Here is a 254-nt window from a genome sequence, read left to right as displayed (position 1 = left end):
AGTTTCTCGAAGTGGGCAGACGCTTTGGTGCGGAACGCGGGATCATCGTAATCGTCGCGCAGGCCCTCAGCCAGCTGCAGGGTGGCGTAGCAGGCGGGGCGACCCGGGCCGGATACACAGGACTGCTCCACCCAGCCATCGGCGCTGAGCAGGTTTTCCAGAGGTACCGGGGCGACGTACTTGCCCTTGCTAGTTTTGAAAAGCTCTTTGACCCGCCCGGTAATGCGCAACAGGCCACCGTCGTACACACCGCG

Annotated in this window: 1 pseudogene; it reads right to left on the bottom strand. The window is 63.0% G+C overall.

The features are described 5' to 3' along the window. Nucleotides 1-254: pseudogene (locus A3709_RS24330) on the bottom strand (AMP-binding acetyl-CoA synthetase); the annotation flags it as partial.

Origin of the sequence: Halioglobus sp. HI00S01, from assembly GCF_001635445.1 — a bacterium.
In the GTDB taxonomy this organism is placed as follows: Bacteria; Pseudomonadota; Gammaproteobacteria; order Pseudomonadales; family Halieaceae; genus Halioglobus; species Halioglobus japonicus.
Note: the sequence above shows the minus strand (reverse complement) of the source record. Positions and strands in the feature narration are given on the sequence as shown.